Source organism: Peristeroidobacter soli, assembly GCF_004138485.1.
GTDB classification, from domain to species: Bacteria; Pseudomonadota; Gammaproteobacteria; order Steroidobacterales; family Steroidobacteraceae; genus Steroidobacter; species Steroidobacter soli.
Genome location: NZ_RYEV01000005.1, coordinates 422,116 through 448,258, shown reverse-complemented (window position 1 = coordinate 448,258; position 26,143 = coordinate 422,116). Strand labels below are relative to the sequence as shown.

General features: G+C 63.0%; 32 protein-coding genes. 8 read left to right on the top strand and 24 right to left on the bottom strand.

Going from position 1 to position 26,143, the window contains the following annotated elements:
• Nucleotides 1-14 precede the first annotated feature (14 nt).
• The 7 genes from flgH to flgB form a co-directional block, all read right to left on the bottom strand.
• Nucleotides 15-674 carry a flagellar basal body L-ring protein FlgH gene (gene flgH, locus EKO19_RS23525; protein ID WP_217705538.1) on the bottom strand — a complete coding sequence of 220 codons (660 nt, stop codon included), beginning with the start codon at nt 672-674 and terminating at the stop codon, nt 15-17.
• Between the two features lie 5 nt (nt 675-679).
• Nucleotides 680-1,468: a flagellar basal-body rod protein FlgG gene (flgG, locus tag EKO19_RS23520; protein WP_175597163.1), complete on the bottom strand. Its 789-nt coding sequence runs from the start codon at nt 1,466-1,468 to the stop codon at nt 680-682.
• 67 nt (nt 1,469-1,535) lie between these two features.
• Nucleotides 1,536-2,264, bottom strand: a complete 729-nt coding sequence (locus EKO19_RS23515; RefSeq protein WP_129779132.1) for a flagellar basal body rod protein FlgF — start codon at nt 2,262-2,264, stop codon at nt 1,536-1,538.
• Nucleotides 2,264-3,451 carry a flagellar hook protein FlgE gene (locus tag EKO19_RS23510; RefSeq protein WP_129779130.1) on the bottom strand — a complete coding sequence of 396 codons (1,188 nt, stop codon included), beginning with the start codon at nt 3,449-3,451 and terminating at the stop codon, nt 2,264-2,266. Before EKO19_RS23510 ends, EKO19_RS23515 begins: the two co-directional genes overlap by 1 nt.
• 21 nt (nt 3,452-3,472) lie before the next feature.
• On the bottom strand, nt 3,473-4,126 hold the full coding sequence (locus EKO19_RS23505) for a flagellar hook capping FlgD N-terminal domain-containing protein (protein WP_129779128.1): 654 nt from the start codon (nt 4,124-4,126) through the stop codon (nt 3,473-3,475).
• 2 nt (nt 4,127-4,128) lie between these two features.
• Nucleotides 4,129-4,551, bottom strand: a complete 423-nt coding sequence (flgC, locus tag EKO19_RS23500) for a flagellar basal body rod protein FlgC (protein WP_129779126.1) — start codon at nt 4,549-4,551, stop codon at nt 4,129-4,131.
• A 3-nt stretch (nt 4,552-4,554) separates the two neighbouring features.
• Complete coding sequence (flgB, locus tag EKO19_RS23495; protein ID WP_129779124.1) at nt 4,555-4,920, bottom strand: flagellar basal body rod protein FlgB; 366 nt, start codon at nt 4,918-4,920, stop codon at nt 4,555-4,557.
• A gap of 298 nt (nt 4,921-5,218) precedes the next feature.
• Between flgB and flgA the strand changes: the two genes are divergently transcribed.
• Nucleotides 5,219-5,635, top strand: a complete 417-nt coding sequence (gene flgA / locus EKO19_RS38385) for a flagellar basal body P-ring formation chaperone FlgA (protein ID WP_157995407.1) — start codon at nt 5,219-5,221, stop codon at nt 5,633-5,635.
• 3 nt (nt 5,636-5,638) lie between these two features.
• Here the strand turns inward: flgA and flgN are convergent, their stop codons facing one another.
• The 16 genes from flgN to EKO19_RS23410 form a co-directional block, all read right to left on the bottom strand.
• Nucleotides 5,639-6,070, bottom strand: a complete 432-nt coding sequence (gene flgN, locus EKO19_RS23485) for a flagellar export chaperone FlgN (protein WP_129779120.1) — start codon at nt 6,068-6,070, stop codon at nt 5,639-5,641.
• Entirely contained in the window at nt 6,067-6,339 is a 273-nt protein-coding gene (locus tag EKO19_RS23480) for a flagellar biosynthesis anti-sigma factor FlgM (protein WP_129780234.1), read from the bottom strand. The genes flgN and EKO19_RS23480 overlap by 4 nt, the downstream gene beginning before the upstream one ends.
• A gap of 30 nt (nt 6,340-6,369) precedes the next feature.
• A complete protein-coding gene (locus EKO19_RS23475) occupies nt 6,370-7,362 on the bottom strand; it encodes a flagellar motor protein MotB (protein ID WP_129779118.1) in 993 nt (330 codons plus the stop codon).
• Nucleotides 7,343-8,275: a flagellar motor stator protein MotA gene (gene motA / locus EKO19_RS23470; protein ID WP_129779116.1), complete on the bottom strand. Its 933-nt coding sequence runs from the start codon at nt 8,273-8,275 to the stop codon at nt 7,343-7,345. Before motA ends, EKO19_RS23475 begins: the two co-directional genes overlap by 20 nt.
• Before the next feature lie 16 nt (nt 8,276-8,291).
• The gene (locus tag EKO19_RS23465; protein WP_129779114.1) at nt 8,292-9,002 is read right to left on the bottom strand and encodes a FliA/WhiG family RNA polymerase sigma factor; all 711 of its coding nucleotides are present in this window, start codon (nt 9,000-9,002) and stop codon (nt 8,292-8,294) included.
• 16 nt (nt 9,003-9,018) lie between these two features.
• Nucleotides 9,019-9,492, bottom strand: coding sequence for a flagellar basal body-associated FliL family protein (locus EKO19_RS23460; RefSeq protein ID WP_129779112.1), 474 nt, complete (start codon nt 9,490-9,492; stop codon nt 9,019-9,021).
• On the bottom strand, nt 9,489-10,601 hold the full coding sequence (locus EKO19_RS23455) for a flagellar hook-length control protein FliK (protein ID WP_129779110.1): 1,113 nt from the start codon (nt 10,599-10,601) through the stop codon (nt 9,489-9,491). Before EKO19_RS23455 ends, EKO19_RS23460 begins: the two co-directional genes overlap by 4 nt.
• Nucleotides 10,598-10,888 carry a hypothetical protein gene (locus EKO19_RS23450; protein WP_129779108.1) on the bottom strand — a complete coding sequence of 97 codons (291 nt, stop codon included), beginning with the start codon at nt 10,886-10,888 and terminating at the stop codon, nt 10,598-10,600. The genes EKO19_RS23455 and EKO19_RS23450 overlap by 4 nt, the downstream gene beginning before the upstream one ends.
• Before the next feature lie 25 nt (nt 10,889-10,913).
• Nucleotides 10,914-11,300 carry a flagellar export chaperone FliS gene (gene fliS, locus EKO19_RS23445; protein WP_129779106.1) on the bottom strand — a complete coding sequence of 129 codons (387 nt, stop codon included), beginning with the start codon at nt 11,298-11,300 and terminating at the stop codon, nt 10,914-10,916.
• 36 nt (nt 11,301-11,336) lie between these two features.
• On the bottom strand, nt 11,337-12,689 hold the full coding sequence (fliD, locus tag EKO19_RS23440) for a flagellar filament capping protein FliD (RefSeq protein ID WP_129779104.1): 1,353 nt from the start codon (nt 12,687-12,689) through the stop codon (nt 11,337-11,339).
• Between the two features lie 81 nt (nt 12,690-12,770).
• The gene (locus EKO19_RS23435; RefSeq protein WP_129779102.1) at nt 12,771-13,199 is read right to left on the bottom strand and encodes a flagellar FliJ family protein; all 429 of its coding nucleotides are present in this window, start codon (nt 13,197-13,199) and stop codon (nt 12,771-12,773) included.
• Nucleotides 13,196-14,506 carry a flagellar protein export ATPase FliI gene (fliI, locus tag EKO19_RS23430; protein ID WP_129779100.1) on the bottom strand — a complete coding sequence of 437 codons (1,311 nt, stop codon included), beginning with the start codon at nt 14,504-14,506 and terminating at the stop codon, nt 13,196-13,198. Before fliI ends, EKO19_RS23435 begins: the two co-directional genes overlap by 4 nt.
• On the bottom strand, nt 14,503-15,201 hold the full coding sequence (gene fliH, locus EKO19_RS23425) for a flagellar assembly protein FliH (RefSeq protein WP_129779098.1): 699 nt from the start codon (nt 15,199-15,201) through the stop codon (nt 14,503-14,505). The genes fliI and fliH overlap by 4 nt, the downstream gene beginning before the upstream one ends.
• Complete coding sequence (locus EKO19_RS23420) at nt 15,198-16,217, bottom strand: flagellar motor switch protein FliG (RefSeq protein WP_129779096.1); 1,020 nt, start codon at nt 16,215-16,217, stop codon at nt 15,198-15,200. Before EKO19_RS23420 ends, fliH begins: the two co-directional genes overlap by 4 nt.
• Nucleotides 16,201-17,868 carry a flagellar basal-body MS-ring/collar protein FliF gene (gene fliF / locus EKO19_RS23415; protein ID WP_217705537.1) on the bottom strand — a complete coding sequence of 556 codons (1,668 nt, stop codon included), beginning with the start codon at nt 17,866-17,868 and terminating at the stop codon, nt 16,201-16,203. The genes EKO19_RS23420 and fliF overlap by 17 nt, the downstream gene beginning before the upstream one ends.
• Nucleotides 17,869-17,902: 34 nt before the next feature.
• A complete protein-coding gene (locus EKO19_RS23410) occupies nt 17,903-18,229 on the bottom strand; it encodes a flagellar hook-basal body complex protein FliE (RefSeq protein WP_129780230.1) in 327 nt (108 codons plus the stop codon).
• Between the two features lie 448 nt (nt 18,230-18,677).
• Between EKO19_RS23410 and EKO19_RS23405 the strand changes: the two genes are divergently transcribed.
• Genes EKO19_RS23405 through flhA form a run of 7 tightly spaced genes read left to right on the top strand, consistent with a single transcriptional unit; the run spans nt 18,678 to nt 25,028 of the window.
• Nucleotides 18,678-19,565: a FliM/FliN family flagellar motor C-terminal domain-containing protein gene (locus tag EKO19_RS23405; RefSeq protein WP_129779094.1), complete on the top strand. Its 888-nt coding sequence runs from the start codon at nt 18,678-18,680 to the stop codon at nt 19,563-19,565.
• Between the two features lie 9 nt (nt 19,566-19,574).
• A complete protein-coding gene (locus tag EKO19_RS38705) occupies nt 19,575-19,949 on the top strand; it encodes a FliM/FliN family flagellar motor switch protein (RefSeq protein WP_129779092.1) in 375 nt (124 codons plus the stop codon).
• Nucleotides 19,946-20,722: a flagellar type III secretion system pore protein FliP gene (gene fliP / locus EKO19_RS23395; protein WP_129779090.1), complete on the top strand. Its 777-nt coding sequence runs from the start codon at nt 19,946-19,948 to the stop codon at nt 20,720-20,722. The genes EKO19_RS38705 and fliP overlap by 4 nt, the downstream gene beginning before the upstream one ends.
• A 14-nt stretch (nt 20,723-20,736) precedes the next feature.
• A complete protein-coding gene (fliQ, locus tag EKO19_RS23390; protein WP_129779088.1) occupies nt 20,737-21,009 on the top strand; it encodes a flagellar biosynthesis protein FliQ in 273 nt (90 codons plus the stop codon).
• A 10-nt stretch (nt 21,010-21,019) separates the two neighbouring features.
• On the top strand, nt 21,020-21,790 hold the full coding sequence (gene fliR, locus EKO19_RS23385) for a flagellar biosynthetic protein FliR (protein WP_129779087.1): 771 nt from the start codon (nt 21,020-21,022) through the stop codon (nt 21,788-21,790).
• 4 nt (nt 21,791-21,794) lie between these two features.
• On the top strand, nt 21,795-22,919 hold the full coding sequence (gene flhB / locus EKO19_RS23380) for a flagellar type III secretion system protein FlhB (RefSeq protein WP_129779085.1): 1,125 nt from the start codon (nt 21,795-21,797) through the stop codon (nt 22,917-22,919).
• Nucleotides 22,920-22,925: 6 nt separating this feature from the next.
• Nucleotides 22,926-25,028, top strand: a complete 2,103-nt coding sequence (flhA, locus tag EKO19_RS23375; RefSeq protein WP_129779083.1) for a flagellar biosynthesis protein FlhA — start codon at nt 22,926-22,928, stop codon at nt 25,026-25,028.
• Here flhA and EKO19_RS23370 read toward each other — a convergent pair.
• Nucleotides 25,009-26,073 carry a hypothetical protein gene (locus EKO19_RS23370; protein WP_129779081.1) on the bottom strand — a complete coding sequence of 355 codons (1,065 nt, stop codon included), beginning with the start codon at nt 26,071-26,073 and terminating at the stop codon, nt 25,009-25,011. The two genes, flhA and EKO19_RS23370, sit on opposite strands and share 20 nt — an antisense overlap.
• Nucleotides 26,074-26,143 lie beyond the last annotated feature (70 nt).

Genomic DNA, 26,143 nt, shown 5'->3' with positions numbered 1-26,143 from the left:
TTGATCCCAAGTCCTTAGAACGGCATCCACGGGCTGTTGAAGAAGCGCGTCAGCCAGCCCGCCCGATTGGAATCGGCCAGACTGCCCCGACCTGAATAGGCAATGCGTGCGTTTGCCACGCGTTGTGACGAAATACGGTTCTCGGCGTCGATGTCCTCGGCGCGCACGTAACCGGCGACGCGCAGGAATTCTTCACCCTGGTTCAAGTTCAGACTCTTCTCGCCGTGAACGCGCAACAGCCCGTTCGGCAGCACTTCCTGCACGATGACGGTCAGCGCGCCCTGCAAGGCATTCTGCTGAGTGCTGGTCGCACCGCCCTGGAACGAGCGGTCGGCCGAGATGCTGGTGTTCGCGTCGATGGTGCTGTGACCGATCGTGAAATTTGGAATGTCGACGCTGCTGCTCTTGTTGATGTTGGTGTCGGCGCTCTTGCGAGCCTGCGTCGTTTCCTGCAACACCACCGTCAGCACGTCGCCCGGACGGAACGCACGCACGTCCGCCACCAATGCCCACGGCCGCTCCGTCGTAAACACGCCGCCCGAAGTGCCCTTCGGCACAGCGGTGAACTGAGGAACCGGCGGCTCCTCCTGCTTCGGCTGCACCCGAGACACTATCGAGCAGCCCGATAGCAGCAGTGCCGCTCCGAGGACTGTAAACATCGTGCGAACGTTCATGATCATTACCGGACAGCCGCCGCCAGGTACTGGAGCATGTTGTCGGCCGAGGTCAGCACCTTGGTGTTCATTTCGTAGGTGCGCTGAGCGGCGATCATGTCGACCATCTCTTCGACGACCTGCACGTTCGAACCCTCGAGCGCGCCCTGCTTGAGCTTGCCCAGCGCATCCTGGCCCGGCGTGCCCTCGGTGGGCGTGCCGCTCGCGACCGTCTCCTGATACAGGTTGTCGCCGAGCGCCAGCAGGCCCGCGGGATTCATGAAATTGACCAGCGTGATCTGACCGACCTGCACCGGCTCGGTCTGGCCCGGCACGTTCGCGGACACCTGGCCGTCCTGACCGATGACGACGTTGCTGGCATTCGCCGGTACGGTCACCTCTGGCGCGAGTGGCATGCCGGTCGCCGTGACCAGGCGGCCCTGGTCGTTGACGGTCAGCGCGCCCGAGCGCGTGTACGCGAACTCGCCGTTCGCCTGCTCGACCTGGAAGAAACCCTGGCCTTCGATCGCCACGTCATAGGTCTGACCGGTGGTCTGCAGATTGCCGGTGGTGAACACCTTCTGCGTGCCGACCAGTCGCGTACCGTTACCCAGCTGCACGCCCGACGGCGACACGGTGTTGTCGTCGTTGCGCGCGCCCGGGGGACGCTCGACCTGATAGAACAAATCCGCGAACACCGCGCGATCGCGCTTGAAGCCCACCGTATTCACGTTGGCGAGATTGTTCGCGATGGCCTGCAGCTTGGCGTCCTGCGCCTGCACGCCCGTCTTGCTGATCCACATTGCCGGATTCATGAGAGCTCCCAAACCAACTCAACTATTGCTACCCCAGGTACAGGGATGTGTCCGAGTCGCTGTTTCATCATGTGCCGACCAGGCGATTGCCGGTCTCGGCCATGCCGTCCGCCGCGCGGTACAGCTTCATTTGAATCTCGAACTCGCGAGTGAGATTCATGACGGCGATCATTTCCTCGATGGCGGACACGTTGCTGCCTTCGAGATGGCCGCTGCGCACAGCGACGGTTTCATCGGCCGCGAATGGCTGACCGTTGCGCGCGACGATCAAACCGGCGGGATTCTTGGTCACTTCAGCCGCATCGGGCTTCACCAGACGCAGACGATCGACCTGCTGCATTTCCGTCGTGCCCGGCGACTGAATCGAAATCACGCCGTCGCTCGCAATCTCGACGCGCGTGAACTGCGGCAGCACGATCGGCCCGCCATCGCCCAGGACCGCACGACCATCGAGCGTCAGCTGGCCATCCTGATCGACGACGAAGTGACCCGCGCGCGTATACGCCTCGCCCTCGCCGAACTGCACGGCGAAGTAGCCCTGGCCGGAGATCGCGACATCCAGATCCTGACCGGTCTGACGCAACACGCCTTCGCGCGAAGCCACCGAGTTCGCTTGCAGCTGACTCATGTGCCGGGCGTCGTAGCCGTAGCCGGTGTTCACGGCCTTGCTGGTCGCCAGCTCCAGGTCGGCGCGAAAGCCGCCGGTCTCGAGATTGGCGAGATTGTTGGCGTGAATCTGCTGAGCGCGCATGCCGCGCTCGGCACCGCTCATCAGTGTGAAGATCAACGCGTCCATCAGATCGCCTGCATCAGCGACTGCATCATCTCGTTCTGAGCCGCGATGACTTTGGAGTTCGCCTGATAATTGCGCTGTGAATTCATCAGCTGCACCAGCTGCGAAGTCATGTCGACGTTCGACTGCTCCAGCGTGCCCGGCGTCAAACCGCCTGCCATGCCCACGCCCGGTGTGGAATACAGCGGCATGCCCGAAGCGCTCGAAGTCGTCCAGGCCGTATCGCTGACCTGAATCAGCGCGCCTTCCGCCGGGAAGGTCGCGACGGCGAGCGTGCCGATGCGCTGCTTCTCACCGTTGCTGTACTGAGCCATCACGCCGCCGTCTTCAGCGAGCTGCAGGCCGAGGTAAGTGCCGGCGGGGTAGCCGTTGGTGGCGTTGGTGGTAGTCGTCGCCTCACCCGCCGACTGCGTCGTGCCTGCGTAGCTCACGTTGAGCAATAGCGGAGCCGCGCCAACCGGCGTACCCAGCGCGAGCGCCACGGCACCCGCCGGAGCAGTGAGCTGACCGCTGGTGTTGAAATCGAGCACCGTCGTCGTCGGCACAGCGACGCCGTCGGTGGTGTAGTGAACCGTCACCTGGTTGGTGCCGGTCTTCACGAAATATTGAGTCACGCTGTGCTGAACGCCGAGCGAGTCATACGCAACCGACACCATCGAGCCGTTGAACGACTGCGGATCGGTGGCATCGAACGGCACCACCGTCGGCGTGGTCCAGTCGGCGGACAGGTTGCCGACGTAGTTCAGCGTGGTGCTGGCCTGCGCAGGAATCTGCCCCGTCGGGACTCGCAGATCGCCAAACGCACCCAGCGCGTTGCTGCCGGCGAGCGCGGCATAGCCCTGCACGCGACGGCCGAAGCTGTCAGAGAGATAGCCGTCCTTGTCGACCGAGAAGATGCCGACGCGCGTATAAACTTCGGCGCCCGACGTGTCGCGCGTGACGAAGAAGCCGCGGCCTTGCAACGACGCGTCGAGGCTGCGACCGGTCGTGAGCACGCCGCCGCCGACATCGATGCTCTGAGTCAGCGACGACGCCTCCGTACCCATCGCCTGCGAGCCCGCATACATCGCGGCGAAGTTGGCGCGGCTCGACTTGAAACCATACGTGCCAGCGTTGGCAATGTTGTTGCTGATCGCGTCCAGCTCGGTGTTGATCGCGTTGATGCCGGACAGTGCAATGTTGAAGCTCATGGGCGCTCCTGGAAAGTAGACTTATTGAGGCCGGCCGTTGAAGGCCGTGATGGCGCTGGCACTGATGCTGCCCAGGGTGCTGACCTGGAGCACGGCGCCTTCGGTCGCGGAGATACGCACGCTCTGCAAGGTGCCCTGCAGTTCGATGGCAGGCGTTTCCTTGCTCGTGGTCTCCACGCGCATCGAATACGTGCCGGGCACGAGGCCCAGCGCTTGGGGATCGATCTGGAAATCGACTTCGCCGGGCTTGTGCGTGCCGAGTTCAATTCGGCGCTGCTGACCAGTGGAGTCTTCCAGCACCACCGTAGTCGACGAGCTGGCGGATTCGAGGGTAAAGCGGCCCGGAATCGCCGTGTCGCCGACCACGACGCGATCGGACACTGCCGTCACGTTCGCGCCGACCTGCGCACCGAGCGCCATCACCTGCATGCTCTCCAGCATCGAGGCGCTGGCATTGGTCTGCGCGACCATCTGCTGCATGGACTCGACCTGCGACAGCTGGGTCAGCTGACTCACGAACTGGCTCGGATCGGTGGGCTCGAGCGGGTTCTGATTCTTGATCTGGGCGATCAGCAGCTTGGTGAACAGCTGCGACATGTCGCCGTTGCCGGTGATCGAGTTGGACGAGCTGCCGACATTGCTGCCGGAATTCACTCCGTTGGTAGCTGCGGTCATGATTACTCCTCACCCAGTCGCAACAGCGCCGTCTGCATCGACTTGAGGCGGCTGAGCACTTCGACGTTGGTTTCGAACGCGCGCGAGGCCGACATCATGTCGGTCATCTCGGCGACGGAATTTACATTGGGATAGAACACCACGCCTTCGGCGTTGGCGAGCGGATTCTCCGGCTCGTACGACTCGCGCACCGGCTCGGTGCTCTGCACGACATCGAGCACCTGGACCTTCGCTCCCGCCATGGCCTCGTCGGTTGCGTTCCGCTCGAACACGGCGGCGAACACCGGCTTGCGGGCGCGATACGCTTCGGCCTCCGAACTCGCGGCGGTATCCGCATTGGCCAGGTTGCTGGCGATGGTATTGAGCCGCACACTCTGTGCATTCATCGCGGAGCCCGCGATGTTGGCGATATCACGAAATGACATGGTTTATCCTTCGATGGCCTTGGCCAGCCCACGCAGCTTCATGCCGATGAAGGTCAGGGAGGTTTGGAAGTCGGAGGCATTCTGCGAGAATGCGGCCTGCTCGACGCCCAGCTCGACGGTATTGCCGTCGGCCGATGGGTGGTTGGGCACGCGATACATCGTCTCGGCTGCACCGGTGTCGAGCACCAGGCCGCCCTCTTCGCTCGCCGCGGTGGCGCGAGCCAGGCTGGCGGCGAAGTCGATGTCGCGAGCCTGATAGCCCGGCGTGCTCTCGTTCGCGAGATTCGACGCCAGGACTTTGGTGCGCTCGGCGCGCAACCGCAGGGCGTCGGCATGAATGCCCAGAGCTTTGTCGAAGTTGATGGCCATGATGTTTGCTATGAAAAAATTCGCGTCCTGCTACACGTCGCTCTTGTTGCTGCCGCTGCTCGCTTCCAGTGCGTGGTCCGCGAGCGCTGTCGAAAGCTCCGTCGAACGCGCGGCGCGAGACCACCTGAATCGATACGCCGAATCCATCGGCTGGGCGCAGCCACAACTTAAGCTCAAATTGACTACAGGGAATCTCGGTGGGTGTGCCAACGATTCGAACATAGAAACAATTGACGTCCGACAACCGTCACGCATGCGCTTCTCGGTGATATGTAATGGCGAGAAGCGAGAGGTCGTCGTGCGAGCAACCATTGCTGCCGACGTCGTCGTGCTGGCGGAAGATCTGAAAGCCGGCACGCCCATCGATGCGTCGGCGTTGAAACTGGAACGTCGCGATGTGACCGCGACACCCGGCGCTGTCAGCAACATCGATGAAGTCGCGGGCAAAACCAGCCGGCGCGCGATGCGAGCAGGACAGTTAGTCGATCGACGCTGGTTGAACGAGAGCGTGCTGGTGAAACGCAACGGCAAAGTCACCATCGTCGCGCGCAACGCAGGCGTCGAAGTGCACGTAGCCGCAGAGGCCTTGCAGAATGGCCGGCGCGGCGAAGTCATCTCGGTCAAGAACTCCGCCAACGGCACCGTGATAAGAGCACGCGTCATCGGGCCCGATGCTGTCGAGCCGCTCGAAATCCCTTCCGGAACGACTCGATAGCACTCAGGCTGGCGCATACGTCCCACCGCCGTCCGCCTGCAGCACCCGCTGCAGGATCTGGTGCTGATTCATCAGCAGATCGCAATTGCGCTGGTTGAGTCGCTTGCACTCCTGCACCAGCTTCTCGAGCGTCTGCCACCACTCATCGAACGCCGGACGCGCATTCGCCGGCAATCGCGCGGCAACCGCAGAGATCGTCACAGCTCCCTGCTGCTTGCCGACCAGCACCTTGGCGAGCGCGAAACGTTCGGCGCGGCGCTTCTCCATCTGAGTGGTCAGCGCGGTGATGCGATCGGCGATGTCTGTGATCACGGCGGAACGATGCTTGAGCGCAGCGTCGAACTGCACATCCAGCAACTCACGCAGCGTGCGATAGTCGCCGAGATCGGCGTGCACGCCTTTGATCAGACGGCCGAGCGCCTCACGCACTGTCATCTGCCGCTCCGGTGATAACGCTCGATCAACGCTGCGAGTTTGGCGGGATTGAACGGCAGCTCGCCGCGCTCCAGCGCCGTCTTCAACGCCGCGACCTTTGCATGATCGATGTCGGGCATCTCACTCATCGCGGCCATCGCGGGCTGCAGCACGCTCGACTGTAACTTCGACGCGGCACCCGGCGCGGCGGTCGCGGGGGTGCGAAGTTCGGCGACGGCAGGCGCAATTCCCGCAACCGGCGTGGCGGCGGCGCCCGGAACGACCTTCATATTGGATCCTCGAGACTTGGTACGCATGACTCACAATCCTTCGTTATGCAGCTGGCCGCGCAGCTCTTCCAGAGCGACGCTATCGGGCAAACTGGTGCTCACATCGTCATCCAGCAGCGGCCGGGTTTCCTTCGGCGCGCCATACATCTGCGCGATGGCTTGCGCCTGACCGCGAGTGAGGATGACGAGTTCGATGCGGCGGTTTTCAGACGCCGCTGTGTCGTCAGGATTGATCGGTGCGGTGTCCGCCTGACCGACCACCTGCAGTACGCTCTTCGACGGCATGCCGCCCGCGAGCAGATAACTGCGGGCCGTCATCGCGCGCTCGCTCGACAACGTCCAATTCGAGAACGCGGTGTAGCTCTGATCCGCGTACTGCACCGAATCGGTGTGACCGACGATCAGCATCTGATTGTCGATCTGCTTGAACAGCGGGCCCAGCTTCTTCAGCAACAGACGGAAACGTTCGTTCGGCGCGGAGCTGCCGCGTTGGAACATGCCCGTCCTGTCCGTGTCGTGCATCAGCACGCGCAGACCGTACGATGTGATGATCGTGCGGACGTTGCTCGACAGGCCGACTTCCGCACCGATCGCCGCCAGCACCTGCGACAGCTCGATCATGTCGGCATGCGACTCATAGTGAGCCTTCGACAGACGCATGCCCTCGCCCGGACCGGCGGGATCGCGCTCACCCGTGTTCACCGCGCGCTTGGAGAGCGTGTCGCCATCGCTCGGCAAGGGATTGCGATCGATCAGACTGCCGCGCGGACCGCCCATCGACATGGATACCTTGCCGCGCCCCTCGTCGATCAGACTGCCGCCCGCCGCTTTCAACAGGTCCTGCAGATGTTCCTGCTGACGCGAAGCCATCAGCCACATGACCAGGAACAACGCCAGCAGCGCGAGACAGAAATCCGCGAACGCGACTTTCCATGCCGCGCCACCGTGCCCATCCTCGCTATGACGGCGAGAAACACGCTTGACGATGGCCTGCTGGCCTTTATCAAGCTGCTTGTTGAGCACGCAAGTCTCCCTTACGACGCCGCGGCGTAGCCGGCTCTTCCGCGCCTGCTTCCGGATTGTTCAGCTTGTCGATCCAGCCTTCCAGGCGCGCAAAGCTCGGCTTGGTATTCAACTGCACCAGGCGGCGGCCCGCGTCGATGGCGAGCAGCGGCGGCTTGCCGGCCACGTGCGTGACGAGTACGACCTTCACCGAATCGAGCGCCTGGCGCTCATCGTCCACCAGCTGGCGCATGCGATTGGAGATCGGATCGAGCACGCCGTAACACATGAAGATGCCGATGAAGGTGCCGACCATCGCGGCCGCCACGGCAACCGCCACTTCACCCGTATCCGCGCCACTGGCCACCGACTTCATCGCCATCACGATGCCGAGCACCGCGGCCAGAATGCCGAAGCCCGGCATGGCGTCGCCGACTTTGCTCAACGAACGCGCCGGCTGCGCCATCTCTTCGTAGATCGCGTCGATCTCCTGATCGAGCACGCCCTCGAGCTCGTGCGCGCTGATCTTGCCCATGGCCATCAAACGGAAGTTGTCGACGATGAAGTGCAGCAGCTTGGGCTCGTGCAGGACCATCGGATACCGTTTGAACAGCTCGCTCTCGTGCGGCGCCTCGACGTGCGCATCGAGCGCCTTCAGACCGCCGGCGGCCGTCTGCAACAGTTCATACATCAGCAACAGCAGCTGGCGCTGGAATTCCTGACCGTCCTTGCGACGGCCCAGCACTTCCTTCACCTGCAACCACATTTCTGTGAGCACGTGACGGGGATTTCCGAGAATGATCGTGCCCACGCCGGCGCCGATGATGATGACCAGCTCGACCGGCTGCCAGATGACTCCCATCTCGCCACCGTGCAGCGCGAAGCCGCCGAACACACACAGCAGAATGGTGGCTATGCCAATGAGCGACTGCATCGATCTATCCTCGCTGCTACTGCAGCAGCTCCCGTAACTTCTTCAGCGCCAGCTTGTTGATCTGGCACACCCTCGCCTCGGTCAGGTCCAACACGCGGGCAATCTCTTTCAAGCTCAGGTCGAACTCGTAGTACAGCTGCACGACGCGCTGTTCCCGATCGTTCAAACGACGCAGCGCCTGCTCGATGCTGCGTTGGAGCAGGAGATGCGACTCCGGCGAATGACGCCGGTCGCCCGACTGCTCGGTGAGCTGCTGTAACAGCTCGTCGAAGTTGGCCAACTGCTCGGCGCTCTGCGCCAGCTGATGTTCCTGATACTGCTCGACCGTCAGGCCCAGCGCCTGCTGAATCTCGGCGGGCGTCGGCTCGCGGCCCAGCTTTTTCGCCAGCTCACGCACGCCATCGCGCACCCGATGAGTCTCCTGACGCACCGTTCGCGGACGCCAGTCCTGCCGGCGCAGCTCATCCAGAATCGCGCCTCGCACACGCACCGACGCGTACGCAGGGAACTTTTCGTCGGGAGTGCCGTAGCGCCGAACCGCATCCAGCAATCCCATCAAGCCGATCTGCTGCAAGTCCTCGCGATCGATACCGCCGCCGGTCTGCAGCTCGAGCTGCTTGACCACCCGTTTCACGAGCGGCGCGAACGTCACGAGCAGACGCTGTTCGTCGGCCGCGCTCAGGGGCGCCGCGACGAACTCATCCGTTACTGCGTATCCAGCTTGCATGCTCGTATTCAACGGGTCATTCGACGATGAGCTTGCCGATCATCACATCGGTGAACGGACGATCGGCCCGGTCCTTCACGTAACGATCCGCGAACGCCTTGTCCATGATGGCGGTCAGCTCTTCCACCGTCATCTTGCCGGCGCGATCCATCGTCAGCGTCGACAGCTCCTTGACCGCGAGGCTGCGCAGCAACGGCAACTGTTCGCGTGTGTTGCGCTCATCTTCCTCGGGCGTCTTGAACACCAGGTCGAGCGCGAGGTAGTGAGGGGCGGGCTCGCCTTCCACACCACGCAGCATCACGATGACCTTTTCCAGGCTCACATATTTATAGACGCGGTCATCGACCGGCTCTTGCTTTGGCGCGGGCGCCGCTTCGGCCGAGGAGATGGCCGAGCTACCTTTCATGAACCACCAGGTCGCGCCGGCACCGATGCCGACAGCTAGGACCGTCACTCCCACGAGCGCGGCTGCGATCTTTCCTAAACTCATGCGCCACGCTCCTCATCCACCGCGAGCGTGAACGACTTGGCCGACTCTTCATTCGACTCCGACAGCGCGCGGCCCGGGGCTTCGCGCTGTGCCTGATTCTGACGCTGGCCCTGCTGGCCGGCGCTCTGCTGTTCGCGCGAGCTGTCGGAAACGTGCACGGACACATCGCCGCTTTGACGATGAATCAAGTCCTGACGCAACGAGTCGCCGATCACTTGCAACTGACGCGCGACCTCGGCATTGCTGGCGCGCAGATGGACCTGGAGGTTGCCGGCTTCACGCTGAATCACGATCTCGATCGTGCCCATGGAAGGCGGATCGAGACGAATGACCGCGTGCTCGCTGCGCTGAGTGATCTGCAGCTGCAACCTGTCGCCCAGCGCGACTTCGAGCGCCGAGCGCTGCGTGTTCAGAGGCTGAGCGGACTGCGTCGACACCGGCGCCAGCACGCCGGGCTGCTGATTGAATCCTTCGACCAGCGCCTGTGCCAGGCCAGCATTGGTCAGCGACGCGAGCTGGGTGACAGGCAATGTCGGCTGATTCTCCGACAGCAACGCCGCCGGATTGCCCTTCGACGGCAACGACAGCGCCGCCGCGTTGATGGTCATCGCGCCGAGCGCCGATGTTTCCGGAACTGCGGCCAACACATTCAACAGGGTCTGCTCGCGCGGAGCGATCGACTGAGTCGGCTGCGACACCGCTGCGATCGACGGCAGATTCTGCGGCGTCGACTGCTGCTGAGAGAACGTGTTCGAGCGCTGCGCGTATTCGAGCGGCACCGCGATCGGCTGCGTAAATGTAATCAGGTTCGGAAATGCGGGCAGCACGTCGTTCGTCGCGGTGTCTTCCGCTCCTTCCTCACCCTGCTCGATCTGTGCGTCATCGAACTTCGGCTGATCCACCATCCGCGGCGTGAGATTCAACGTCGCAAGCGTTTCGACGCCCAACGACTGACGCAACTGTTCGCCAAAGCGAAGCGGCGTCGCCTGCGCCGTCGGCGTCGACAGCGCGGGTGTCTGACCGACCGGCAATAGCGGCAATCCGGGCTGTGCGCCGGCGACCGGAGCATCGGTGCTGAGAAGCGCGGCGCCAAAAGAGATCGCGGTCATACCCGCTCCTCGGCGACTTCGCCATTCATCGCGTAAGCCAGAAAACCCGTTTTGTGATCGTGCATCTGATCGAGTCGCGCGCGCACGGCCTGCGTTTCGGAGATGCAACGTTCACGCGCCTGTTCGTGAGCCCGCTGCACGGTGGCGAGCGCCATCATTTCCTGCTGCGACCACTGCCCCCACTCGGTACGGCGGGTCAACAGCTCGGCGAGCTGACGATCGACGCTCTCGAGCAGCGTCCAGTCGCCGCGCTGAGATGCGCTCAGCAGGTTGCGGGCAATGCTCATGAGTTGTGCGTATCGCTCCATGACATCAACCCAGGCGCTGCTGCATACCCTGCCAGCCGCGACGCAAAGTCGTCAGCAGGCCGGAGACTTCATCGATCAGCGCCGGATCCAGATTCACACCGGCCCGATACAGACGCTCGGCGCAATAGTCGTAGAGCCGGCTCAGATTCTCGGACACCTCACCGCCCTTCTCGATATCCAGCGCGCTCGACAGGCCGTTCAACATGTCGACGCAACGATCGAGGCTCTTGGCCTTCAGCTCGTAGCGACGCGCTTCGATGTGCGCACGGGCGCGCACCAGCTCTTCGAGCAGGCCATCGGTCAACAACAGCACCAGCTTCACTGGCGAGGCATGCGCGACCTGCGCACCCAGGTTGACGCTGTGATAATTGCGGTAGGCTTCTTGATTCACGGGTTTGTTTGCTCCTTGGAGATCGCGCGGGATTTATCAGCCGGTGCTGACCTGCGCGAACAGGCCCGACGTCTGCGCCATCCGCTCCTGCAGCGTCGCCAGTTGCGTGAACTGCTGCAGATAGCGCTGATAGACGCTGTTGTACTGGGCATCGAGACGCGTCTGACGCGCCGTAAGATTCTTTTGCTGGATCTGGATGCTGTTCTGGCGAGTGGCGATCTGGCCGCTGCCGCTGGTGGTCCATTGATCCAGGTACTTGGCCATGCCGCCCAGCAAGCCGGTGGGCGCGGACACACTGGCCTTGCCGAACACCTTGTCGAGCGCGGCCGGATCGGCCAGCAGCGCTTTTTCCAGGCGCGTCTTGTCGAGCGACAACTGACCGTTGCGATCGGCCTTCACGCCCAGCTCCGTCAGGCTGATGCCGTCATATTCAGTGCGCAGCAGGCTGTTGAGCTTGTTGCCCAGCGCGCGAATGCCGGCATCGGAAGCGAACACGCCGCCCGTGGTATTTTCGCCGCCTGCTTTGGTGAGCGTGTCGAGCGCGGTGCGCAGCGTGTTGTACGCTTTGACGAAGCTCTCGACATTGCTGGCCGTGCCGGATGCATCGTCGCTGACCGTCAAGGTCAGTGGCGACTCGCTCGCGGTCATGGCGCGAGTGAAAGTGAGGCTCACGCCTTCGATGCTGTTGAAGGTGTTCGACGCCTGCTGCATGCGGACACCGCCCTGACCGCCCAACCACACCACTGCATCCTGAGCGGCAGTGAGCTCGCGCGGCGCGTTGAACGCATCCTGCAGTGCGCCGGCAGGCAGGCTGCCCGCGTTGATGGTGATCTCGCCGCCCTCGCCGGTCTGACCCGAGCTCAACAGCAGCTGCGATTGACCGCCGCTGGTGACGACCGAGGCCACCACCTTGCCTGAGTTGCCGTTGGCCTGGTTGATGGCGCGCGCGATCTCCGCTTGGGAAATCGTGCCGTCTGAATCGGAATCCGCGGCCACCAGGTTCACGTTGAACGAGCTGCCATCCTGCAGCTGGACCGTGATCGGTCCGCCGAGCGCCACCGGCACAGCGGGCAGATCTTCGAACACGACCTGATGCGCCGAGGCCAGCTGCTCCACATGGAACTGATAACTGCCGGCCTGCGCCTTGGACGTCGTGGTCGCGGTGGCGATGCCGGAGTTGTTGAAGGACGCCGCGAACTGCTTCAGGCCCTTGCTCAAGGACAGCGTGGTCAGCGTCGAATCGAACGCGCTCAGCGCCGACTTCAGCGTGTTCAGCGCGGTCGACTCCTTCTGCGCCGTCTGCGTCTGAGTCGTCAGCCGCGTCTGCGTCGCCTGGGTGTACGCCGTTGCCAGCTGCGTAGCTGTAGTGACTGGATCGAGTGTGGCCATTTGCGTCTTCCTCGGAAGCGGTTCCTTCAGTCGTGGAAAGGCGACAGGAACCGCGAGGAAATTAAATTTTCGTCGGGAGGATTATTTGTTGCGCCACCAGACCTGCGACGCCAGCTCGTCCTGATGTTTCTGCTCCTTCACCTTTGTGACGTGACGCACATTCGAGTGCTCACGCTGCAGAACCTGGCCCAGGGCTTCGTGACGGCGGGCCGCGCTGGCGAGCTCGCGTTGTGACAATGCGAGCTCGGATTCGTGTAATGACAAGTCGAGCCGATGGGTGGCCGCCATTCTTAACATAGCCTGTTTGTAACCCGCGCGATTCATGGCCAGCACCGGCGAGCCGCCAACCGGGCCGCTGCCGTGGGCCAACTGCTCGATGGTGGAAAGATTGCGTAGAAAACGTTCGCGGGTCGCGCGCTTCTCGGCGACATCGGCGCTGAGCCGATCCACTTCGCGACTCTGCAGATCGACCAGGCGACCCAGACTGTGCAGGCGCTGACGTTCGCTCATGCCATCAATCCTTCCAGTGCCGAGATGGTCTGGATCAGCGGCGCCGCTTCACGCGTACCCTGATGCAAAAAGGCTTCGATCTTCGGATACAGCTCGACGGCTTTGTCGGTCGCCGGATCGGCGCCGGGCACGTAGGCACCCAGCGGCAACAAATCACGAACCTGTGCGTGCCTCGCAACCATAGCGAGCAACGCACGCGCGGCGCGCTGATGCGGCTGGGCTGCGACCAGCGACATGCAGCGGCTGACGGATTGTGAGATATCGATGGCCGGATAATGGCCGCGCTCGGCGAGCTGACGAGTCAGTACGATGTGACCGTCGAGAATGGCTCGCGCGGTATCGACGACCGGATCCTGTTGGTCATCGCCTTCGGCAAGCACGGTGTAGATGGCGCTCATGCTGCCCTCCTCGCGCTCGCCGTTGCCAGCAGTCTCGACCAGCTGCGGCAATAAACTGAACACTGACGGCGGATAGCCACGTGTCGCCGGGGGTTCGCCAAGCGCCAGTGCAACTTCACGGCGCGCCATTGCGTAACGGGTCAATGAATCGACCAGCAAGAGCACGTCTTTACCTTGATCTCGAAAGTGCGCGGCGATCGAGTGACAGATTTCAGTGGCACGCAGTCGCATCAGCGGCGACTCATCCGCCGGCGCAACGACGACGATCGCGCGCTTCATGCCCGCTTCGCCGAGCGACAGATCGATGAACTCGCGCACTTCGCGACCGCGCTCGCCAATCAGTCCCACCACGACCACATCAGCGACGGTCTGGCGTGTGATCAATCCGAGCAGCACGCTCTTGCCGACGCCGCTGCCGGCCATCAGACCGACGCGTTGCCCTTTGCCGAGCGTGAGAATGCCGTTGATGGCGCGCACGCCCACATCGAGCGCGTCCTTCACTGGCTTCTTCTTGAGCGGGTTGACCCGCGGCGGCTGCATGTCGAGCACGTGCTCGCCACCCAGGCGACCGCGACCGTCAACCGGCTCTCCCAAGCCGTTGACGATACGCCCCAGCCACGACGGGCCAATGCGCAGAACATCGCGATCTGTCTGCGGCAGCACGCGTGCGCCGGTGGCGAGCCCTTCCGGTCGCTTGAAGGGCATCAGATAAGAAACATCTTCGCGAAAGCCGACCACCTGCGCGTCGATCCAGTCGCCGTTGCCGGTCTCGACGCTGCAGCGCTGACCGGTGCTCAACGGACAGCCCCGGCTTTCCAGCAGCAGTCCGGACGCACCGACCAGGCGGCCGGTCGGTGTCGCAATCGGCACCGACTCCAGCTCCAGGCCGCGTAGCGCCGCACCGATCATGCAGCCACCTGCTCATCCGGGTGCGGCAGCAGGCGCTCTTCGATCTGTTCCATGCAGGCGCTCAGGCGCTGGCTGCAACCCGCGTCCGCTTCGCGATGCCCTGCCTTCACGCGGCACTCGCCGAGCTCGAGCTTGTCGTCGGCCCACAGATTCCAACGCTCCGCCTGCGCCGGATCGAGCTCGATGATGCGCTCCAGATCCTGCGGGTTGAGATAAACGGCGATCTCATCCGCGGCGACCCGCGGCATCGTCGACAGCGCTTCGTCGACCAGCGCGAGCAACTGCATGGGCTGCATCTGGATTTCTTTGCGAATGACCTGGCGCGCGACTTTCGCGACCAGCTCGATCACTTCCTTGCGCATGGCCGTCTGATAGTCGGCCTGCATGTGCTTGAACGCCTCGAGCATCTCGGTGACCGGCGCCGAGAGTCGTTCGAAGCGGACCAGGGCTTCCTGCTTGCCGGCTTCGTGACCCTGCTGTTTGCCCTCTTCCCGGCCCTCGGCACGGCCTGTGTCCATGCCGGTGCGCATGCCGGCCTCGTGACCTTCGCGATAGCCGCGCTCCATGCCGCGCTGATAACCATCGTGCATGGCCGATGTAACTTGCGACGGCATCGCGCCCGGCCCGGCCCAGGCGTTCGGGTCCGCCAGCTGCGACAGCGCAGTGAACCGGTGCGAGCGCCAGACGCGGCTCATTCCAGCACCGCCTCGGCGAACAGCTGCACTTCGATTTCACCGGCGTCGGCCAGCGCTTTGACCTGAGCCATGATTTCGTCGCGGGCCTGCTCGACGCGGCTGCGCGACACCGGCCCACTGCGACGCATGGTTTCTTCGAAGCTCTGCGCCTGACGACGCGGCATGGCTCTGATGATGGAATCGCGAACCGCGGGCTCGGCGCCCTTGAGCGCGATGGCCCATTGTTCGACCGGCACGTCTTCCATGATTCGCAACAGGGTCGCTTCGCTCTGGCGCGACAGAATGAAGAAGTCGTACATGCTGCGTTCGATCTCGGCGACCACTTCGGCATCGTGACTGCGCAACACTTCGACCATCTTGGCGCGGTTGTCCGGCAGACGATTGAGGATCTCCGCCACCTGACGCACACCTTCCACGCTGGTGCTCTGCAAGCCCAGGCTCGCGAGGCAGCGCTCGACCAGTTCATCCAGCTCGACCAGCAACTCGTGATCGACTTCGTTCAAGCGCGCCAGATTCACCAGCACCAGATCGCGAGTGCCAGCGGGCAGCGCACCGATGACCTGACCTGCGAGTGCCGGCGGCAGGAATGCGAGGAACACGGTCTGCATGCGCACGTGCTCCTGGCTGATGCGCTCGGCCAGCCACTTCGGCGAGGCCCACTGCAAACGCGCCAGCTTCGGACGAATGGCATCGCCGTAAATGCTGTTCAGCACGCTGTCGGCGATATCCGAGCCCAGCGCCAGATCCAGCGAACGCTTCAGATAAGAGCGGGACGCGCCGTGCACGCCGCTCTGCTGACGGTATTCATCGAAGAACCGTTGCAGCGAATTCTTCACCGCTTCGACTTTGATACCGCTGATTCGCGACATCACCTGGGTCACTTCCAGCAGCTCGTCGCGAGACAGGCAACGAAGCACGGCCGCGGCCGGCTCCTCGCCCATGCTCAGCAATACGATGGCGGCCTGCTCCAACGGCGAGGCGGCCACTTGAGCGACAGCATTACTCGCGTCGGACATTCTTCTGTACCCACTGCTTCACGACTTCGGCGACACGCTCCGGCTCCTTGGCCGCCAGCGCACGCAGGTGATCGACCATCACATCGACCGGCGAGCCCGGCGGTGGCAGGTCGTAATCTTCCAGGAGCGGACCGACCGGGATCGGCCCCTTGTTCGCACTCGGCGTCGGCAACGCCGCCGCCGCGATTGCAGCGCCCGCGGGGGCAGCGGCCGGGACCGGCGTCGCTTCAATCTGTTGCACCGTCGGCGCCGGCAATTCCAGGCGCTGCCTGGCCATTCGCAACATCGGACGTGCGATGAACAGATAGGCAAACAGTGCGGCCAGGGCGTACGCCACATACATTCCGATATCGACCATGCGCTCAGGCTGCTGCCACCACACCGGCGGCGGCGCCGGCTTCGGGAAGCCGAGCGAAGAGACAACCAGGCTGTCGCCGCGAGTGGTATCGATGCCGAGACCGCTGCGAAGAATCTTGTCGATGTTGGCGAGCTGCGCTTCGCTCCAGGCACCGCCGGTCGGCGCGGCGGCATCGTTGAGGACGACCGCCACGCTGAGTTTCTTCAGGCGGCCCTTGCTACGCTGAATCTGAGTGACGCTGCGGTCATAGGCGAACTGCCGGGTCGCGGCGTTACGCTGCTTGCTGCTCTCCTGACCCGCTTGAGCATTCGCGCCGACATCGATCGGCCGATTGCTCAGCGAGCCCGGCACGCCGAGCGCCAGCGGATCGGTATCGTTCTCGGCACGCGTCGATTCGTTGGTGACTTTAGGCGTGTCGCCGTACTGCTCGTGCGTCTCCTGCACCTTGTCGTTGTCGACATCGGCGGTGACGCTGAGCTTGAAGTTGTCGTTGCCGACGACCGGCGCCAGCAGATTCTCCGCGCTACGCAGAGTTTCGTCGCGATAGTGAGCCGCGGCATCGTTGACCTGAGCCTCGAACCCCTCCGCCAGATCCACCCGCGAGGACAGCAGGTTGCCCGACTGATCGACCAGCGTGACGTTGGCGGGATCCAGCCCGGTGGCGCTGCTCGCCACCATCTTCACGATGGCGGCGATCTGTTCATTGGAAAGCTTGCGGCCCGCCTTCAGGCCGAGCACCACCGATGCAGAGCTGGGCTCGGCGGTGTTGACGACGAACGACGAAGACTTGGCGATTGCGATGTGGACACGCGCCGTCTCGACGGCGTCGATGGTCATGATGCTCTGAGAGAGCTCGCCCTCGAGGCCGCGACGGAAGCGCACGTCCTGCACGAACTGACTGACGCCGAGCGGATCGCTGCGATCCATGAGCTCGAGACCCGCGGGCAGCTGTGCGACTACGCCCTTGGAGGCGAGCAACATGCGCACTTCGCCGAGCCGATTGCCAGGCACGAGCACCTGACCGGTGTCGGGATGAATGCGATATGGAATGCCGGCGCCATCGAGCACGGTCATCATATCCGCGGCCGCGACTTTCTCGCGTGCACCGAAAAGAGGCTTGAAGGAAGACTGATCGCGCCAAGCGAACATCAGCACCACAGCGGTGATGACCGTCGCCAGCAACACCAGCGGCGCGAGGCTGCGCAACAGCCCGGCCCATTCGAAGGGAGGCGGCGCGCTGGCGTTGCCGTTTGGCACGCTCGCAGCACCACTGCGTGGCCAGAATCTGGCCACGGCCGATTTCAGCGTATTCGTCACTGGGGTGGGCCTACAGCGGCAGCTTGATCAGATCTTCCATGGCGCCGACCACTTTGTTCCTGGCCTGCATCAGCATGGAGAAGGACAGACTCGCTTGCTGGCTGGCCAGCATGGCGCCGACCAGATCGTCGCTGCGACCGGCATCGACCGCGGCCATCTTTTCGGCGGCGGCACGATCCTGTGCATCGACATTGCTCACGGCTCGTTGGAAGAACGAACCGAACCCGTCGATGTATTGAGCTTGATCATTTGCGACAGCGGGTGATGGCGCGAATTGCCGAAGAGATGCGGCGTCTTCGGTAATGCGCGATTGAACTGCTTCAATCGCTGCAGCCATCGGGCTATGGGAGAACTGCGTTACGGGCATCGCTTCATCCTTTTGAACTCGTCCTGGTCGCTCAGAGTCGCCGCAGTGCGCTGAGCCGTCCGTAGCATCGACGCGCTCTTGATCCAAGTTAAGCGCACGTCCGGTCTTTTGCTACGCGACGCACACTTTTGCAGGCAGATTCAGCGCATCCGCGCACACTTCTCTACGACCAACCCCTAACCGATGGATCAGCCTGAGCATGAGCACGTCGCATGGCGCGCAAAAATGCGAAACGCTATTGCGCCTGCAACGGGGCATTAGCGACCGGGCTGCACTTTCGATTAAACCGGCAACGCAAGTTAGTGACGTGAATCACAGGAGCTGACCACTTAGTGGTTTGCCTCATCAAGAAACTCCAATGCGCACGCGATAACCGCCTCGCTACTATTTTTTCCGACGAGAGGTGGACGTGGCCGCGATGACGAACAAACAGCCCAACGTCCGCGCGCATACAGTGATCGACCCGCGCACCATGGGTCGCCCGGTGCATCTGCTCGGCGGCTTCGCCAATCAGGTTCGCGACGATATTGCCGATTTTTTAAGATCGCGCATCAATCGTCGCTACAAAGCAAACTTTCAGATCGACGCAATCTCTTTTGTCGCCGCTCCGGCGGATTCGCAGCGCTGGTTGAGTTACACAGCGAACGACGGACGCATTCACTTCTCGATCGAGCGGCCGCTGCTGCTGTGTTTGTTACGTTATCGTTACGGTTCGGTGATGCCCGAAACCAGTGCATCAGTCGAAAACAGCGCGCCGCCGCCGGCCACACCGATCACCGATGAGCCCGAGACAGCGACCGAAGAACGTCTCGGCACCATGTTGGGTCAACAACTCTCCGAGCTCGCCGTGCGACGGATCGAAGCCACGCAACGCGGCCGGGCCAAGACACCCGCCGAAGTGAGCTTCGCCGATGCCGGTCTGCAAGGCACCAGCGACGGCGAGTGGCTGTTGTGTATCACGCTCAGCGAGAGCCGCTACAACGTCAGCGGCCATCTCATGCTGAAGATTTCCGCGGCCTGGATGAATCGTCTGTTACAGGCACTCGCGCCGAGCCGCGATCGTTCGAGACAGAAACAAATGACGGCCACCAAGCCGTTTCCAGCCCGCCTGCAGCTGACTTTGCGGGCCCGGATGCTGGAGAAGGAAGTGTCGCTCGGGACACTGCTCGATCTGCGCCTGGGGGATGTATTGCCGATCAGCGTGGGAGATGCCGATATTCTGATCGGCGACTCGCGCCTCTTCACCGCCAGCGTCGCCGAACATCACGGCAAGCTGTGTCTCACTTCATTGGCCGATGTGGATTGACCCCAGGGATTGAATACCGTGAACACCGCAACGAATCCTGCCGACGACCATTTGCTGGCCGATCTGGAAGACGTGCTCGAGGACGAAGCACCCGCGGCTGCCCCGCCCGCTCCCGCTCCGGCGAAACGCAATTTCGCAGCGATGATGCGCCGGATCCCGGTGACGCTGACGCTCGAAGTCGGCTCCGCCAGGCTGTCGCTGCAGGACCTCGCCAACATCGAGCGCAGCAGCGTCATCGAACTGGACACCCTCGCCGGCGAACCGCTGATCATCAAGGTCAACGGCACCGTCATCGGCCGCGCCGAGGTCGTGGTCAGCGGCGAGAACTACGGCCTCAAGGTGGTCGAGCTCAGCGATCTGGATCTGGATTCGCTGACGCCATGACCTTGGTGAAAGCGCAGGGCCTCCTGCGCTGGAAGTGGCCGCGCTTGATTGCAGCGGCCGCGCTGCTGCTCGGCCTGTGTTCGGCGGCGGGCGCGGCGCCTATCGAGATCATCGGTACCAGCGCCAACGGCAACACCACCGAGTTCACGGTCAAGACGCAAGTCCTGATCATCATGACGCTGCTTGGGCTGTTGCCCATCCTGGCGTTGATGATGACCTGCTTCACGCGCTTTGTGATCATTCTGGCGCTGTTGCGTCAGGCGCTCGGCTTGCAGCAGGGTCTGCCGAACCGGATCATCACCGGCGTCGCGCTCATTCTGACGTTGCTGGTGATGCGCCCGGTCGGCGAACAGATCTATACCGAAGCACTGGTGCCGTTCGACAACGAGCAGATCTCCTTTCAGCAGGCGCTGAAGAATGCCGAGGCGCCATTGTCGCGCTTCATGCTGGCGCAGACTCACAAAGGGGCGCTGACCCAGATGGCGCAGCTCGCCGGCGAAGCTCACATCACCGATCCGACCCAGCATGGCTTCCTGGTGAAGCTGTCTGCGTTCGTGCTCAGTGAGCTGAAGACCGCGTTCCAGATCGGCTGCATGCTGTTCGTGCCGTTCCTCATCATCGATCTGGTCGTGTCCTCGGTGCTCATGGCCATGGGCATGATGATGCTGTCGCCGCTGGTCATCTCGCTGCCCTTGAAGCTGTTGTTGTTCGTGCTGGTGGATGGCTGGACGCTGACGGTGCAGACGCTGGTCGGCAGCATTCAGGCGTATTAGCGAGGCGAACGCACATGAACGCCGATATCGCCGCCGACCTGGTCGCCTCCGCGCTCCGACTGACGATGCTGCTGGTCAGCGTGCTGGTCGTGCCCGGCATGCTGGTCGGCCTGGTCATTGGTTTGTTTCAAGCCGCGACCCAGATCAACGAGCAGACGTTGAGCTTCCTGCCCCGCTTGCTGGTGACATTGCTGGCGATCGCGCTGACCGGCCACTGGATGGCGGCGCAACTCATGGACTTCTGTGTCGCCGTGTTCCGAGGCGCCGCGCAACTGGCGGGCGGCTGAGACCACGAGCATGGAAGCACTGCTACTCCAACAACTGCCGAATCTGCTCAGCGCGGTGTGGTGGCCGTTTTGCCGGGTGCTGGGCATGCTCAACGCAACGCCTATCATCGGCGAGAACATGGTGCCCATCACCGTGCGCGTGCTGCTGTCGGTGGTGCTCGCAGTGATCTTCATTCCGGTGGCTCAGCCACTGACGCCGATCGATCCGATGTCGTTGCAGGCCATCGTCCTGTCGGCGAACCAGGCGCTGATCGGTTTTGGGCTCGGCCTCGCCTTTCATCTCACGATGGCGGTGATGCAAATGCTGGGTTTCGTGGTGTCCTCGCAGATGGGTCTGTCGATGGCCGTCATGAACGATCCGATGACCGGCGCGTCCTCGGACGTGATCGCCACCTTGTTCTATCTGCTGAGCGTGCTGGTGTTCTTCAGCATCGATGGCCATCTGATCATCGCCCAGGTCATCGGCGCGAGCTTTCACACCTGGCCGGTCGGCGGACCGCTCGACCTCGAGACATTGCGAGACATCGCTTTCAACGTCGCCTGGGTGTTCTCGGCGGCATTGTTGCTCGCCATTCCCATCGTGTTCTCCACTTTGGTCGTGCAACTGGGTTTCGGCCTGTTGAACCGCATCGCGCCGGCGCTGAACCTGTACTCGCTGGGCTTCTCGGCCATCATCATGTTCGGCCTGTTCATGCTGGGGTATCTGGCGCGAGTGGTGCCCGGACATTATTTGCGACTGACGCAGCAGGTGCTCGAACTGCTGCGCCTGAAGACGGGGTAACGCCATGTCGGCCCCCTCACAAGACGACAAGAGTGAAAAAGCGTCAGCCCAAAAGCTGCGCAAATCGCGCGAGCAGGGTCAGGTTGCGCGTTCGAAAGACTGGACCACGGCGCTCGGCATCTTTCTGTGTCTGCAGCTGATCGTGTTTCTGCTCCCCGGCTATGTGGAAGACTTCCGCGAGCTGTTCGCGCGCAGCTTCGTGCCAATGCCGCAGCCCGGCGACATCGAGAATGCGAACTCGACGCTGTTCTCCGCCAGCATGGTGTTGCTGTTCAAGATGGTGCTGCCGCTGTTGATCATTCCGCTGCTGGTGGGCTTCGGCTCGCTGTTTCCGGGCGGCTGGGTGATGAGCCTGACGCCGCTGAAGCCGAAGTTCGACAAGCTCAATCCCCTCTCCTACTTCAAACGCATGTTCGCCCAGCGTCACTTGATCGAGACGCTCACGTCGATGCTCAAGGCCACGGTGCTCATCGCGACGTTGTGGTGGGTCGCTCGTAGCAACGTCGCCGACTATCTGCAGTTGCAGAGCCGCCCGCTGCCCGATGCGATCAAGGGTGGCGCGGATCTGATGCTCGGCGGAGTGATGGCGCTGTGCGCGGTGTTCATCGTGTTCGCCCTCATCGACCTGCCGGTCCAGACGTTCGTGTTCCTGCGCGAGCAGCGCATGACCAAGCGCGAGGTCAAGGAAGAGCACAAGACCCAGGAAGGCCGGCCGGAAATCAAACAGCGCATCCGGCAGATTCAACAGAAGATGTCGCGCGGCGCGGTTCGCAAAGCCGTGCCGACGGCCGATGTGGTCATCGTCAATCCCGAACACTACGCCGTCGCCGTGAAATACGACGAGACGCGCGCGCAGGCACCGTTCGTTATCGCCAAGGGCGTCGATGAGATGGCGCTGTTCATCAAGTCCGTCGCCATCGAGCACGACGTCGAGGTCGTGACGCTGCCACCGCTGGCGCGCTCCATTTACAACACCAGTCAGGTGAATCAGCAGATTCCCGCGGCATTGTACGAAGCCGTCGCCAGCGTGCTGGCGTATGTGCTGCAGATCCAAGCATTCCGCAAAGGCCGTCGCAACGTGTTGCCGACGCTGCCGAGCGATCTTTCATTTCCACGTTTCGAAGGGTAGCCGTGCATGAGCACCCCACCGCCTGACAATTTCCTGAGTCGCATCGTCCACTCGCTCCGGCAGCATCGCGCGGCCGTGCCCATCTTCCTGATGGCACTGCTGGCGATGATCATTCTGCCGCTGCCGCCGGTGCTGCTGGACGTGCTGTTCACGTTCAACATCGTGCTGGCGTTGATCGTCGTGCTGGTGAGCGTCACCAGCCGCCGGCCGCTGGACTTCTCGATCTTCCCGACCATCATCCTCGCCACCACGCTGATGCGGCTGGCCCTGAACGTCGCCTCGACGCGCGTCGTGCTGCTGCATGGTCACGAGGGCACGCACGCCGCCGGTAGCGTCATCGAAGCGTTCGGCCACGTGGTGATCGGCGGCAACTTCGTCGTCGGTCTGGTGGTGTTCGTCATTTTGATGATCATCAACTTCGCGGTCGTGACCAAGGGTGCCGAGCGTATCTCCGAAGTGTCGGCGCGCTTCACCCTGGATGCGTTGCCCGGCAAGCAGATGGCCATCGACGCCGATCTGAACGCCGGCCTGATCAACCAGGAGAAGGCGCAGCAGCGGCGTCGTGAAGTCGCGATGGAAGCGGACTTCTACGGCGCGATGGACGGTGCGTCGAAGTTCGTGCGCGGCGATGCCATCGCCGGCATCCTGGTGCTGTTGATCAACATGATCGGCGGCGTGATCATCGGCTCGCTGATGCACGGCCTGTCGTTCGGCGAAGCGTTCAAGCTGTACGCCCTGCTCACCATCGGTGACGGCCTGGTGGCGCAGATTCCGGCGCTGTTGCTGTCGGCCGCGGCCGCGATCATCGTCACTCGTATCAGCGACTCGGGCGATTTCGAGCAACAGGTCGGCTCGCAGATGCTCGCATCGCCGAGCGTGCTGTGGGGCGCGGCGGCCATGATGCTGGTGCTGGGTTTGATCCCCGGCATGCCGTGGCTGACGTTCCTCTCATTCGCTGCCGTGCTGGCGTATGCCGCGTGGCGCATGACCAAACATCAGGCCGAGAAGCCCGATGCGAATGCCGCGACCGAAGCCGCGATTCTCGCGCAGCCGGCACCGGAACTGGATTGGCGCAGCCTGCCCTTCGTCGAGCCGCTCGCCGTCAGCGTCGGCTACAAGCTGGTGAATCTGATCGATCGCGGTCAGGGCGCGCCGCTCGATGCCCGCCTCAAAGGCATTCGGCAGCAGATGAGCGAATCGATGGGGCTGTTGCTGCCGCCCATTGGCGTGCGCGACGATCTGACGTTGCCGCCCACTCAGTATTCGGTGCTGTTGAACGGCAGCGTGATCGCCGAGGCCGAGATTCAACCCGACAAGCTGATGGCCATCGCTTCGGCGCAGGTTTACGGACCGATCGACGGCATTCCTGGCGTCGAGCCGGCGTATGGCATGCCGGTGATCTGGATCGCGGCCGCCGAGCGCGCCAATGCACTGGGCCTCGGCTATCAAGTGGTCGATGGCGCCAGCGTGATCGCCACGCATGTCTCGAAACTGGTTCGCGAGCATCTCTCGGAGGTCATCCGTCACGAGGACGTGCCCGCCCTGCTCGAGCGACTGGCGGCGATGTCTCCCAAACTCTCGGCCGCGGTCGAGAAGGCACTCACCCACAGTCAGTTGTTGAAAGTGTTCCGGTTGTTGCTGGCGGAAAACGTGTCGTTGAAGGACATCGTGCCCATCGCCACGACGCTGCTGGAAAGTGCCGAGACCACGAAAGATCCAATTCTGCTCGCCGCCGAGGTGCGCTGTTCGCTGCGCCGGCAGATCGTGAGCTCGATCCTGGGCAAGTCGCCGCAGATGAAGGCATTCAACCTGACCGGCGAGCTGGAGAACATGCTGCTCGGTTCGCTCAATCAGGCGACCCAGACCGGCAAGGTCGCGCTGGACAACTACCCGGTCGATCCGAACCTGCTGTCGCAGCTGCAGACCAACATGCCAGTCATGCGCGAGCAGATGAAGCAGCAAGGCGTACCGCCGCTGTTGCTGGTGATGCCGCAGATCCGGCCGCTGCTCGCGAGATACGCGAGGCTGTTTGCGCCCGGTCTTTCGGTGCTGTCGTATAACGAGATTCCGGAGCACCGGGACATCAGCATCATCGGGTCGCTTGGCTGAGCTCGGGCCTGGGCCGCAGTTGCAGAATTACGATCGCGGCTTCGGCCGCGGATCGAAACAGCGACGGCGACGGCAACTCGACATCGAGATGCGGCGGCAACATGCTGGTCGAGTTCTCGTTCACGACGCTCAACACGGCATTGCCCTGCGTGACCTGAGCCCGTCGCAAGCGCAGACCGGCGCGACTCAGTGCCGAGGCGATCCCCGGCAGTGCCTGCTGAATCGCGAGCAGGCTGGGACGCTGCTCACAAGCCACCACCAATTCCACGTCATCCTCGCCAGCGGACTGAATGTGTAGCACGATGCCGCCCATCGATGGCGGCGACAGACCGAGCTGCAACGCCAACGGCAGTCCCTTGCGTTGGGGTTTGCGACGCGCCCGATCGATCGCGACGACCAGACGTAACATCAATTGCATTCCTGCCCAGGCGTACACAGGCAACACCCAGCGATCATGTGTCGTGGCATTCGCCATGAATGCCGGCTCACGAAACAGAGCAGCAGTGCCCGCGCGCGGTCCCGGCGAATCGGCGCCGATGAAATCCGCGGCGCGCGCCCAATGCGCTCCCGTCGCATGTGCCCACTGTTCGCCTGGTGATCGCGTCCAGTGCTCCTGCGCGAGCAATCGCCACGCGGTCGACAGCGCGGCTGGATCGGGCAATTGCCACGCAATTTGTTTCAGGACCGCCTGGTCCAGCTGCATGGCCTTGTATTGAGTCAGAGGTGGCGCCGAGGCGCCGATCGAATTGGCGTTGGAGCTCGCCGCTGGCGTATCGCGAAACGCCAGTTCCAGATGCGGCTCGGTCGCGAGGACCTGCATCATCAAGGTATCGCCAGGCCGCAAAGCCTCGCTCAGTCGATTCAGTCCCATCAGGCGCAGCTCGGTGCCATTGGCCATGGTCACGAGCAGATCGTCGCCGGCGGCTTCAGCCAGCGTCAGTAACAATGTTTCACCGGGCGTGGGCAGCGCTCTTCGCTCACCGGCGCGCGGTTGCATGATGCGCGGCTGAACGATCGCGGCGACTCTATCGACAGCAGCAGTCATCACATCCCCAGTCATGTCGCCCTGTTATGAACAAAGGAGCCAGCCGTTGGCACGGACTGGCTCCCGGTGC

Coding starts and splice junctions, on each gene's coding strand:
- flgH (WP_217705538.1), bottom strand. CDS start 674: ATGAACGTTCGCACGATGTTTACAGTCCTCGGAGCGGCACTGCTGCTA.
- flgG (WP_175597163.1), bottom strand. CDS start 1,468: ATGAATCCGGCAATGTGGATCAGCAAGACGGGCGTGCAGGCGCAGGAC.
- EKO19_RS23515 (WP_129779132.1), bottom strand. CDS start 2,264: ATGGACGCGTTGATCTTCACACTGATGAGCGGTGCCGAGCGCGGCATG.
- EKO19_RS23510 (WP_129779130.1), bottom strand. CDS start 3,451: ATGAGCTTCAACATTGCACTGTCCGGCATCAACGCGATCAACACCGAG.
- EKO19_RS23505 (WP_129779128.1), bottom strand. CDS start 4,126: ATGACCGCAGCTACCAACGGAGTGAATTCCGGCAGCAATGTCGGCAGC.
- flgC (WP_129779126.1), bottom strand. CDS start 4,551: ATGTCATTTCGTGATATCGCCAACATCGCGGGCTCCGCGATGAATGCA.
- flgB (WP_129779124.1), bottom strand. CDS start 4,920: ATGGCCATCAACTTCGACAAAGCTCTGGGCATTCATGCCGACGCCCTG.
- flgN (WP_129779120.1), bottom strand. CDS start 6,070: ATGACAGTGCGTGAGGCGCTCGGCCGTCTGATCAAAGGCGTGCACGCC.
- EKO19_RS23480 (WP_129780234.1), bottom strand. CDS start 6,339: ATGAAGGTCGTTCCGGGCGCCGCCGCCACGCCGGTTGCGGGAATTGCG.
- motA (WP_129779116.1), bottom strand. CDS start 8,275: ATGCAGTCGCTCATTGGCATAGCCACCATTCTGCTGTGTGTGTTCGGC.
- EKO19_RS23465 (WP_129779114.1), bottom strand. CDS start 9,002: ATGCAAGCTGGATACGCAGTAACGGATGAGTTCGTCGCGGCGCCCCTG.
- EKO19_RS23460 (WP_129779112.1), bottom strand. CDS start 9,492: ATGAGTTTAGGAAAGATCGCAGCCGCGCTCGTGGGAGTGACGGTCCTA.
- EKO19_RS23455 (WP_129779110.1), bottom strand. CDS start 10,601: ATGACCGCGATCTCTTTTGGCGCCGCGCTTCTCAGCACCGATGCTCCG.
- EKO19_RS23450 (WP_129779108.1), bottom strand. CDS start 10,888: ATGAGCATTGCCCGCAACCTGCTGAGCGCATCTCAGCGCGGCGACTGG.
- fliD (WP_129779104.1), bottom strand. CDS start 12,689: ATGGCCACACTCGATCCAGTCACTACAGCTACGCAGCTGGCAACGGCG.
- EKO19_RS23435 (WP_129779102.1), bottom strand. CDS start 13,199: ATGAGCGAACGTCAGCGCCTGCACAGTCTGGGTCGCCTGGTCGATCTG.
- fliI (WP_129779100.1), bottom strand. CDS start 14,506: ATGATCGGTGCGGCGCTACGCGGCCTGGAGCTGGAGTCGGTGCCGATT.
- fliH (WP_129779098.1), bottom strand. CDS start 15,201: ATGAGCCGCGTCTGGCGCTCGCACCGGTTCACTGCGCTGTCGCAGCTG.
- EKO19_RS23420 (WP_129779096.1), bottom strand. CDS start 16,217: ATGTCCGACGCGAGTAATGCTGTCGCTCAAGTGGCCGCCTCGCCGTTG.
- EKO19_RS23410 (WP_129780230.1), bottom strand. CDS start 18,229: ATGGCTGCAGCGATTGAAGCAGTTCAATCGCGCATTACCGAAGACGCC.
- EKO19_RS23405 (WP_129779094.1), top strand. CDS start 18,678: ATGACGAACAAACAGCCCAACGTCCGCGCGCATACAGTGATCGACCCG.
- fliP (WP_129779090.1), top strand. CDS start 19,946: ATGACCTTGGTGAAAGCGCAGGGCCTCCTGCGCTGGAAGTGGCCGCGC.
- fliQ (WP_129779088.1), top strand. CDS start 20,737: ATGAACGCCGATATCGCCGCCGACCTGGTCGCCTCCGCGCTCCGACTG.
- fliR (WP_129779087.1), top strand. CDS start 21,020: ATGGAAGCACTGCTACTCCAACAACTGCCGAATCTGCTCAGCGCGGTG.
- flhB (WP_129779085.1), top strand. CDS start 21,795: ATGTCGGCCCCCTCACAAGACGACAAGAGTGAAAAAGCGTCAGCCCAA.
- flhA (WP_129779083.1), top strand. CDS start 22,926: ATGAGCACCCCACCGCCTGACAATTTCCTGAGTCGCATCGTCCACTCG.
- EKO19_RS23370 (WP_129779081.1), bottom strand. CDS start 26,073: ATGACTGCTGCTGTCGATAGAGTCGCCGCGATCGTTCAGCCGCGCATC.